General features: G+C 35.2%; 7 protein-coding genes and 1 pseudogene. 2 read left to right on the top strand and 6 right to left on the bottom strand.

What is annotated here, in order from left to right; all coding sequences use genetic code 11:
- From ACMHJ2_RS11000 to ACMHJ2_RS10985, 4 genes and pseudogenes are all read right to left on the bottom strand, one after another.
- A pseudogene (locus ACMHJ2_RS11000) lies at positions 1-702 on the bottom strand (hypothetical protein); the annotation flags it as partial.
- A gap of 741 nt (positions 703-1,443) precedes the next feature.
- The gene (locus tag ACMHJ2_RS10995) at positions 1,444-2,007 is read right to left on the bottom strand and encodes a Crp/Fnr family transcriptional regulator (RefSeq protein ID WP_413512904.1); all 564 of its coding nucleotides are present in this window, start codon (positions 2,005-2,007) and stop codon (positions 1,444-1,446) included.
- 8 nt (positions 2,008-2,015) lie between these two features.
- Positions 2,016-2,660, bottom strand: coding sequence for a 3,4-dihydroxy-2-butanone-4-phosphate synthase (gene ribB / locus ACMHJ2_RS10990; protein ID WP_413512903.1), 645 nt, complete (start codon positions 2,658-2,660; stop codon positions 2,016-2,018).
- Between the two features lie 353 nt (positions 2,661-3,013).
- Positions 3,014-4,807: an ABC transporter ATP-binding protein gene (locus tag ACMHJ2_RS10985; protein WP_413512902.1), complete on the bottom strand. Its 1,794-nt coding sequence runs from the start codon at positions 4,805-4,807 to the stop codon at positions 3,014-3,016.
- Positions 4,808-4,919: 112 nt separating this feature from the next.
- Between ACMHJ2_RS10985 and ACMHJ2_RS10980 the strand changes: the two genes are divergently transcribed.
- The gene (locus ACMHJ2_RS10980) at positions 4,920-5,384 is read left to right on the top strand and encodes an N-acetyltransferase family protein (RefSeq protein ID WP_413512901.1); all 465 of its coding nucleotides are present in this window, start codon (positions 4,920-4,922) and stop codon (positions 5,382-5,384) included.
- A 533-nt stretch (positions 5,385-5,917) separates the two neighbouring features.
- Here the strand turns inward: ACMHJ2_RS10980 and ytxJ are convergent.
- On the bottom strand, positions 5,918-6,256 hold the full coding sequence (gene ytxJ, locus ACMHJ2_RS10975) for a bacillithiol system redox-active protein YtxJ (RefSeq protein ID WP_413512900.1): 339 nt from the start codon (positions 6,254-6,256) through the stop codon (positions 5,918-5,920).
- Between the two features lie 158 nt (positions 6,257-6,414).
- Here ytxJ and clpB point away from each other — a divergent pair, with 158 nt between their 5' ends.
- Positions 6,415-9,006 (top strand): ATP-dependent chaperone ClpB, encoded by a 2,592-nt coding sequence (gene clpB / locus ACMHJ2_RS10970; protein ID WP_413512899.1) that lies wholly within the window; start codon positions 6,415-6,417, stop codon positions 9,004-9,006.
- Positions 9,007-9,124: 118 nt separating this feature from the next.
- On the opposite strand, the gene sucC is transcribed toward clpB, so the two are convergent.
- Positions 9,125-10,318 carry an ADP-forming succinate--CoA ligase subunit beta gene (sucC, locus tag ACMHJ2_RS10965; protein ID WP_413512898.1) on the bottom strand — a complete coding sequence of 398 codons (1,194 nt, stop codon included), beginning with the start codon at positions 10,316-10,318 and terminating at the stop codon, positions 9,125-9,127.
- Positions 10,319-10,460: the final 142 nt, after the last annotated feature.

Genomic DNA, 10,460 nt, shown 5'->3' with positions numbered 1-10,460 from the left:
GGGTTTTATTTTTGCATTGGAGATACTCCTATCTCTAATACTTAGGGTTGTTGGTGCTAAAACGGCTTTAATACCGCCAATTACTTCAATACTTGCATCACCCGTTATATCTTTCGCTTGTGCAGTAATGGATTGAATAATTTCATTTACTACATTTTCCTCATTTAAAATAAGAGAAATATTAGTAATTACATCCGAAGTAACGTCAATTGCAGTTTCCGTATTATCTTCTGATTTGTAGGTATATTTTCCCTGTCCATTTGACGTCAAGGTCGTTACAATATTAATATCTGCTAAAGGGACAGATACGATATTATTCTTGGTATCACGGAGAAATAAAGTTTCATCCGCTAGATTGACTGCTAATTCCTCATTAATAGCCATTTGATTTAGTAAATCATCGGTTGAAGAGATTAATCGCACCCAACGACTATTAAACCAGTAATAATAGCCCGGTTTCAAATCATTCGAATCCGTTGTATTAAATACCAAAAGACTATTAGGCGTAGTGCCACTAATGTTTGAGCTATTATTTACAGCTATCAAAGGGATTCTTGGGATTAAAACACCTTTAAAGCTACCTGCTTGAGCTTCAATATCTAAAAGAGCTGATGAATTGGGGTTTGCTGTTCCAATACCCACCTGTGCGAAGGTGAAACCAGACATCATAAGTAATGCTACTGAAAGTACATTTTTTTTCATAAACAACTATTTATTCAATTATATGTATTTAAATCACGATAAAGTATATAATAATTAAACTTTATGCATCTATTTTTTAATTTTACAAATATTATACCAAAAAGCGTTTTTTTATTTATGTTACTTTTTTAAAAAAAACAACGTATTCCAAAGGAGCAAATTCCTTAAATGCCCCCTTATCTATATTTCTAAAAACCAAAGGATTACCCTCTTTTACTTTTTATTTATTCCAAAAAAATAAAAAAACAAAGAATCCAATTCAATGAATTTGTAAAAAAAAATTTAAGTAAACTACTCTTTTTTTCTTAAAATAAGATTAAAACGATATTATGTATTTGCTATTTTTACATTAACTAAATTAAAAAATAGACAAGGGAAATACGCAATACAAATACATATATTACTAATTTTTTAAAAATTAATACCTAATAATAAATTATTTTAAATAAATAATCAACTTATTTTAATTTTATTGGACTAAAGATAAACGATTTCCCTCATATTTCAGCTAAAATATTTACGCAAATTATATTTTTTTTAACGTATTATATATTTGTTAATTTTAACAAGATTATTCAACTTTTATCACCAATTATAGTCACGAAACTAGTACACTTTTCAACTAGTAAAATAATAAGTACTAATTCCTATTTTATAAAATTCAAGGCTTTCAACAAGCAAAAAAGCCTACGCCCAATATTCATGGGGTAGGCTCGGAAATTAAATTTAAATCAAACTGTTTTATTTCGCTTTTATTCTACTTAAAGTTTCTTGAGAAATATTCAAGTAAGAGGCAACAATTTTGTTGGGCAAGCGCCGAACAATTTGCGGACTTTGACTGAGTAACTGTCGATAGCGCATCCCCGCATCCATAGTAACCATCGCAAATAATCGATTGGTATTATTAATGTAAGCAAACTCTAAATACTTTCGATAGAATTTTTCCCATTGTGGCACTTGTTCAAGCAAAGCATAAAAATCGCGATGCTTAATGCTGTACACATCACTCATTTCTAGTGCTTGCATGTGTTCTTCTGCATTTTCTCCTTGGATAAAACTAACTAAAGTAGTCGCAAATTGGTTTTCAAAAGCAAAATAACGCGTACTATCTTGTCCAGCCTCATTAATATAAAAAACACGCAAACACCCCTTGCACACAAAGTACAATTTTTGAGCTTGACCTATACCCGCGTTTATTTGTTTCCCCTTGGGTACTTTTTCAAAAGTAAAAAAAGAGAGAATGGTATCTAATTCACTTTCATTTACATCGATTCGATCAGAGATATAGGTTATTAATTGTTTCATTTTATTATTTATTCACTAACAAAAGTACGATAATACACAATATCAGCGATTGTTAATACAGTCATTTTATGCGCAGTTGCAAATTCAATCGCGTCGGGTAATCGAGCCATCGTTCCATTGTCATTCATTAATTCGCATAAAACGGCTTCTGGCGGTAGTCCTGCCAATTTCATTAAATCTACACTGCCCTCTGTATGTCCATTTCGCTCTAAAACCCCTCCATTTTTTGCGCGCAAGGGAAAGATATGACCCGGTTTTACCAAATCCTCAATCTGCGCATTTTTATCACTCGCAGCGCGAACCGTTGCCAAGCGATCTGCCGCAGATAAGCCCGTGGTTACTCCCTTGGCCGCTTCTATCGTTATGGTAAAAGGCGTTTGAAACTGACTGGTATTTTCCTGAACCATATAAGGTAAGGCTAAACCATCGGCTTTTTCATTCGTCAAACACAGACATATCACTCCACTACAATATCTTATTAAAAGTGCCATATCTTGTTCGGACATTAAATGGGCCGAGAAAATAATATCTGCTTCATTCTCTCTATCTTGATCATCAAGTAATAAAACCCCTTTTCCAACCTTTAAAAAACTCATCGCTCGTTCCATTCGCTCTTGACTGCTTTTTCCGAACTCTCTTAACTTATCTTCCATTTTATATTTCTATTTATTTCATTACTTGTTCCGTCTATTTTTTTCGCTCTTGGAATACTAACAAAAGCAAACCCATAAGCAATTGGCAACCTACCACTCCACTAAAGTATTGATGTACTTGCCCTTTTTTGTATTCCTACTCTACCCTTTTAATCCTACAAAATACCGGATCACGGCAATCAAAAACATTGACCTAAGTCAAGAAAGAAGACCGTATTGAAAGAATAACTTATATCGTACTCCCCAAGCATACGGGTTAATTTAAACAGCATGAGCCCAGTAGAATACTGAGCTCATTATATGAAAAATGGGGCCTAACTTCAGCCCACTTTTTGGAAGTAAGTCTAAAGCAATTAGTCTTTTAACTCATCAATATGAAGGGTTTGAGATATTTTTTCAAGATTTAAGCTATTGGCCATAGCCGAGAATATATCATAATAGGTTTGCTTATTTTCGTACAAGGCTTCGTGAATCCCGCTTTCTACTACTTGCCCTTTTTCCATTACCACAATATGATGGGAATCAATAATTTGAGAAATGCTATGCGAAACAATAATAACCGTTCTATTTTCCTTAATAGCATCTAAACTTCGTTTTATTTGTTCGGTGGCAATGGCATCTAAACTTGCCGTTGGCTCATCCAAAAAGATAATGGCTGGGTCTTTTAAAAATAAGCGGGCAATAGCAATTCGCTGTTGCTGCCCTCCCGACAATAATCGGGCATCGGCTTCATAACCTTGAGGTAAATCAACGATTTGCTCGTGTATATAGGCTTTTTTAGCGGCTTCAATCACTTCTTCTAAAGTTGCCGTTTCATCGCCATATCGAATATTCTCCTCAATACTCCCTTGGAAAATATGGTTTTTTTGTAAAACTAAACCAATGTTCTTGCGCAGTTCTTTGGTATCATAGGCTTTTAGATCTATTCCATCCAATAAAATCTGCCCTTCATTCGGTTCATAAAATTTATCCAATAAATTGATAATGGTACTTTTTCCAGCACCACTTAGTCCTACCAAAGCGGTTGTTTGATTGGGCTCAATCACCATAGAAACCTTTTTCAAGGCTTGTGTGCCATTGGGGTAATTAAAAGATACGTTTTTCAACTCTATTCTACCTGCTATTTTTTGTGGAATATAACTTCCAGAGGTTTCTACTTCATTTGCTTCCAAAACCTCAAAAAAACTTTCAGAATAAATCATCGCATCGTTTACATCATCGTAAATACGGTGCAACTGACGAATCGGTGCGGTTACATTGCCAAACAATAAAACGTGAAACATAATAGCCCCAACACTCATTTGTCCTTTCAATACAAAGTAAGCCGTAAGCAGAATAACCACCACCAAACCAAACTGCTCCAGAAAACTTTTTACTGCATCAAACACAAAACTCATTCTGCGTGTCTGCAATTGATTTTCTGTCATATCAATTTGAATGTCTTCGTGTTTCTTTGACTCTAAAGGCTCTCTTACAAAGGATTTAATAACGGTTATGGAATTGATCAAAGAAATAATTCCATTGTTTTTATTCTCGCGGTAACTTCTCATTTTACGTCTATATCCTTTTAGTCTTTTACCTTGATATTGGCTGATATAAAAATATAAAGGAATCAAAGCTGTACTTACTAAACCAATAGTAATATTGGCCGAATAGATAATAAACAAGGCGACAAAAGCATTGGCAAATAAGGGCAAAATATCAATAAAAAAGTTTTGAACTAGGCGGGTGATACTGCTTATCCCTTGATCAATACGCGTTTGTAGTTTACCGCTATCATTTTCTTCTGAGGTGTAGAAAGCCATTTTGAAAGTTAAGATTCGCTCTACAACCAATTGCGAAATATCCCGAGACGTATAAATACGCAATTTCTCCCCAAAAAAGCGTTGACCAAACTGAATGCAGCTAAAAGCAACTTCTTTGGCTATTAAAATAACACTACACCAAAGTAATACTTGGAATCCCCAGGCCTGTGTTTCATCCTTATTTATCACTGCACTTAAGGCATCCACCAAGTGACGAAGTACCAACGCATTTACTTGAACCGCTATCGAACCAATAGCGGTTAAAAATAAGGTTCCTAGCACCAAACTTCGATACGGTTGAATAAAAGGTTTTATTTTTTTTAAAATGGTGTATAAATTCATAGAAGCAAAGATACTACTTCGCACGAGGTTTACTCCTTGATATGGGTCAATAAATTAGAGTAAATGGTTTGAGCTTTGGATTTTTGGCGTACTTTTAAAACAAAAATAAAAAATGATTATTCGCCCTGCGGTTATCGGAGATATTGAAGAACTGCAACTCTTGTATCAAAAACAATTTCTTGATTTACAGCGGTATCAGCCCTATTCTTTTAAAGCAGATTTACCTGCTTTTTCCTTTCTAAAAGAAACGATTGAAGCGGATACTTGCGACTTTATCCTCGCGATTGATCAGAATAAGATCATAGGAATGACTGCTCTTTTTATAGAAAATACTCTGCCTTATGAATGTTTTGTTTCACATCGCTATTTGAATTTTGCAGATATATACATCGAAGAAAATTACCGCAATCAAGGTATTGGCAAACAACTTATTCAGGCGGTAAAAACTTGGGCTAAAACCAAACAAGTGGATTATATAGAATTACTTGTTTTAAAACAAAACACCAAAGCTCTGCAATTGTATTTAGAGCAAGAATTTGAAGTTGTACACACCACAATGCGCTATAAACTAACGTAACTTTCTCGTTGTACTTTTCGCTAGCCAAAAACCCTTTTTGTCCTATTTTTGGAATAGACACACGCTAATTTAGTATATCGTAGTGCAAAACATAGCTTCTTAAACTTGAAAAGCGCTAGATATTTTACAACAATTAACTGAAAACGTCCGTACATTTCTGCCCCTTTTTTTTGCAATGCGATGTGTTTGGGTATATCTTTCTTCAACCTTTCTTCAACCCAACTGCAACAATCCTTGGGAAAAGGGGTGTTTTGTTGAAGAAAGGTTGACCAAAGGTTGAAGCATTGACTAATAAGCTTAAAAAGAAAGACCTACCACAACCGATAATTCTACTAATTCAGTGGATACAATCAGGTATTTATAAATAGGCACTACAAAACAATTCAGTCTTTTTATTCAGGCAACCTATTTTTAAGTTTGTCGCACTATTCCCCTCCATTTGACTCTTTTACATAAAAAAACGAGCATAAACTATTCTTTATACTCGTTTTTATTTATTTTCAATCGTTGCTGTAGGTGCTAAAAAACTACTTTTAGAGTCTCAATAACAATTTTTCGGTCTCCGTACCATCAATACCTTCATGTGAGGTATTAAAAACAACTTTACCATTCGCAATAAGCAATAGTTGCGGGGATTCATGTTGTACTTGAAATCGATCCGCTATATCCAAAGAAACCAATCGGTCCTTTTTTACATCCACCCTATAGCAATCAACTCCCGTAGGATTGGTAAAAGAGCGTTCGAAATTTTTTAGCGCCATTTTACTGATGTAACACGTTGTGCTATTTTTAAAAATAATACACGGTTTGTTTGAGGAATTCGCTATTAACTCCGATACGCTTGTTGTTTCTGTAAGTTCAATCCAGTTCATAAGACATTTTTTCAGTTAAATAAGGCAATACCAATTCATTATATGACTTTTTGACATAAATATGTACAAATATATGAAATATTTCGGACAGAAAGTCTTAAATTTAGTATTGGAATACCTCTTGTAGAAGATAAATCACAACACAAAAAATAAAGACTATGAACTTAAACAATTTTACTATAAAATCGCAAGAAGCCCTACAACGTGCACAAGTAATTGTGCAAGGCTTAGGGCAACAGCAAATCGAAAATGAGCATCTATTTAAGGCTATTTTAGAAGTAGATGAAAACGTTACACCTTTTATCTTAAAGAAGGTAAACATCAATTTAGAGGTGTTTAAATCTGCTTTAGATGCTGCTATACAACGTTTTTCAAAAGTAGAAGGCGGACAAATTGGTCTATCTCGAGATGCGTCTACTGCATTGACAGAGGCACAAGCCATTGCTACTAAAATGAAGGATGAATACGTTTCTATTGAGCATTTACTTTTAGCTATTTTTAAATCAAAAAGTACGGTTGCCCAAATGTTAAAAGACCAAGGCGTAACTGAAAAGCAATTAGAAACGGCTATTAATGAGATCCGAAATGGAGCAAGAGTTACCTCTGCCTCTGCTGAGGAAACCTATAATTCACTTAATAAATACGCGATTAACCTAACGAAATTAGCTTATGAAGGTAAGTTAGATCCAGTGATTGGACGCGATGAAGAAATTAGACGTGTTTTACAGATTTTGAGTCGTCGTACTAAAAATAACCCGATGTTAATTGGTGAACCTGGGGTTGGTAAAACAGCTATTGCCGAAGGTTTGGCGCACCGTATTGTACAACAAGATGTTCCCGAAAATCTAAAGGACAAACAAATCTTCTCTTTGGATATGGGAGCTTTAATTGCAGGAGCGAAATACAAAGGGGAATTTGAAGAACGCCTAAAATCAGTGGTTAAAGAAGTAACTACTTCAGAAGGGCAAATCATTCTGTTTATCGACGAGATCCACACGCTTGTTGGTGCAGGTGGTGGCGAAGGAGCGATGGATGCTGCTAATATTTTAAAACCAGCTTTAGCACGTGGAGAACTTCGCTCGATAGGAGCTACTACTTTGGATGAATACCAAAAGTATTTTGAAAAAGACAAAGCTTTAGAGCGTCGTTTTCAAAAGGTTATTGTAGATGAACCTGATACAGAAAGTGCAATCTCCATTCTACGTGGAATTAAAGAAAAATATGAGGCGCATCACAAAGTACGCATCAAAGATGAAGCCATTATTGCGGCAGTTAATTTATCTGAACGCTATATTACCAATCGTTTCTTACCAGATAAAGCGATTGACTTAATGGATGAGGCTGCAGCTAAACTGCGTATGGAAATCAATTCTAAACCGGAGGAATTAGATGTCTTAGATCGCAAGATTATGCAACTAGAAATTGAAATTGAAGCTATTAAGCGAGAAAATGACGAAGATAAACTAAAGGTTTTAGGATTAGAAGTTGCTAATTTGAAAGAAGATCGCAATGAGCTTTTCAGCAAATGGCAATCTGAAAAAGAAGTCGTTGATCGTGTACAAGCAATCAAACAAGAAATAGAAACGTTTAAACTGGAAGCTGAAAAAGCAGAACGCGATGGTGATTATGGAAAAGTGGCCGAATTGCGTTATGGCAAAATTAAACAAGCGCAAGAACAACTTGAACAAGCTCAGATTCAATTGGACGAAAACCAAAAGAGTCATTCTTTAATTAAGGAAGAAGTAACGAGTGAGGATATTGCAGAAGTTGTGGCAAAATGGACAGGCGTACCGGTAACTAAAATGCTGCAAAGTGAAAGAGAAAAGCTCTTACACCTCGAAGATGAACTACATCAACGCGTAGTAGGTCAAGAAGAAGCTATTGAAGCAATAAGTGATGCCGTACGCAGAAGTCGCGCGGGATTACAAGATCCGAAAAAACCAATTGGTTCATTCTTATTTTTAGGAACAACTGGGGTTGGTAAAACAGAGCTTGCTAAAGCTTTGGCTGTGTACTTATTTGATGATGAAAATGCGATGACGCGTATTGATATGAGTGAATATTCTGAACGTCATAGCATTAGTAGATTAGTGGGAGCGCCTCCAGGATATGTAGGTTATGATGAAGGGGGACAATTAACGGAAGCTGTTCGAAGAAAACCGTATTCGGTAGTGTTATTGGATGAGATTGAAAAAGCCCACCCTGATACGTTTAACATTTTACTCCAGGTATTGGATGAAGGGCGTTTAACGGATAATAAGGGTCGATTGGCGGACTTTAAGAATACAATCATCATTATGACCTCTAATATGGGTAGTCACATTATTCAAGAGAAATTTGAACAAATTACATCTGTTGAACAAGCTTCTGAAGAAGCTAAGGAAGAGGTACTAAACGTCCTCAAACAAAGTGTTCGTCCAGAGTTCTTGAATCGTATTGATGAAGTGGTGATGTTTACGCCATTAACGCAAGATAATATCCTTAAGATTGTCGATATTCAATTGCAAGGGGTAATGAAAATGCTAAGTGCACAAAACATTCATCTAGAAGCGACCAAAGAAGCGAAAGAATTTTTAGCTCGCAAAGGATTTGATCCACAATTTGGTGCTAGACCCGTAAAACGAGTGGTGCAAAGAGAAGTATTAAATAAATTGTCTAAAGAAATTTTAGCGGGTCATGTGAAGGCTGAAAGTATGATTTTACTTGACTCCTTTAATGATGAGTTGGTTTTTAGAAATAGTGATGTATGAAGCGTGAAGGAATGCTTTCTGAATTAAAAAAATTTACCCATCATTCATTTCCATCACTCGTCACCAAAAAAAAAGCAGTAAACGAAAGTTTACTGCTTTTTTTGTGATATATATCTAATTAAGATAAAGCTGCTTTTACTTGATCTGCTGCTTCTTGGAAAGCGACAGCTGATAAGATTGGCATACCTGATTGGTCAATTAATTCTTTTGCCAATTCAGCATTTGTTCCTTGCAAACGTACAATAATAGGCACTTTAATATCGTCACCCATGTTTTTGTAAGCATCTACAACTCCTTGAGCAACACGGTCACAACGAACGATTCCACCAAAGATATTGATTAAGATTGCTTTTACATTTGGATCTTTTAGGATAATACGGAAAGCAATTTCAACGCGTTTTGCATCAGCAGTTCCTCCTACGTCTAAGAAGTTAGCTGGTTCAAAACCTGCATATTTAATTAAGTCCATAGTTGCCATTGCAAGACCAGCACCGTTAACCATACATCCTACTGTTCCATCTAAATCTACATAGTTTAAACCTGCTTCTTTAGCTTCAACTTCGATTGGACGCTCTTCTGTGATGTCTCTGTATTCTGCATATACTTTTTGTCTGTATAATGCATTGTCATCGATTGTAACCTTAGCATCAACTGCTAAAATCTTATCATCTGATGTTTTTAAAACTGGGTTAATTTCGAACATAGAAGAATCACTTCCAATGTATGCATTGTATACCGAGTCAACGAATTTAACCATTTCTTTGAATGCATTCCCAGATAAACCTAGGTTAAATGCAATTCTTCTTGCTTGGAAACCTTGTAATCCTACAGCAGGATCGATTTCTTCTTTAAAAATTAAGTGTGGTGTATGTTCCGCAACTTCTTCAATATCCATTCCTCCTTCAGTAGAATACATAATCATATTTCTACCTTTAGAACGATCTAGTAATACGGACATATAGAACTCGCTAACTTCGCTTTCACCTGGATAGTAAACATCTTCAGCAACTAATACTCTATTCACATGCTTCCCTTCTGGTGGCGTTTGTGGAGTAATTAAGTCCATACCGATGATTTTTCCAGCTAGCTCTTTTACTTCATCTAAGTTCTTAGCTAACTTTACTCCTCCTCCTTTACCTCTTCCTCCTGCATGGATTTGAGCTTTTACTACATACCAACTTGTTCCAGTTTCTTCTGTAAGTTGTTTGGCTTTTTCAACAGCTTCATCTGCGTTGCTAGCTACTAACCCACGTTGTACTCTAACCCCGTAGCTAGCTAATATTTCTTTACCTTGAAATTCATGTAAATTCATAGTGTAATACGTTTAGCTTTAAAAATAAACAGATACAAAAATAATAATTAGGTTTGAATTTCCCTAATTTAATTCCGTTTATGTCCTATTTATTCTTAGATTTAAATTTATAAAATGTAAAAAAAATGTTTTCAAAATCGCC

The organism is Myroides odoratus (assembly GCF_965118575.1).
Lineage (GTDB): Bacteria > Bacteroidota > Bacteroidia > Flavobacteriales > Flavobacteriaceae > Flavobacterium > Flavobacterium odoratum_B.
This window is presented reverse-complemented; position numbering and strand designations above follow the sequence as displayed.

What these genes read in the sequence shown, in the direction of transcription:
- ribB (WP_413512903.1), bottom strand. Translation starts at nt 2,660, where the DNA reads ATGGAAGATAAGTTAAGAGAGTTCGGAAAAAGCAGTCAAGAGCGAATG.
- ACMHJ2_RS10995 (WP_413512904.1), bottom strand. Translation starts at nt 2,007, where the DNA reads ATGAAACAATTAATAACCTATATCTCTGATCGAATCGATGTAAATGAA.
- sucC (WP_413512898.1), bottom strand. Translation starts at nt 10,318, where the DNA reads ATGAATTTACATGAATTTCAAGGTAAAGAAATATTAGCTAGCTACGGG.
- ytxJ (WP_413512900.1), bottom strand. Translation starts at nt 6,256, where the DNA reads ATGAACTGGATTGAACTTACAGAAACAACAAGCGTATCGGAGTTAATA.
- clpB (WP_413512899.1), top strand. Translation starts at nt 6,415, where the DNA reads ATGAACTTAAACAATTTTACTATAAAATCGCAAGAAGCCCTACAACGT.
- ACMHJ2_RS10985 (WP_413512902.1), bottom strand. Translation starts at nt 4,807, where the DNA reads ATGAATTTATACACCATTTTAAAAAAAATAAAACCTTTTATTCAACCG.
- ACMHJ2_RS10980 (WP_413512901.1), top strand. Translation starts at nt 4,920, where the DNA reads ATGATTATTCGCCCTGCGGTTATCGGAGATATTGAAGAACTGCAACTC.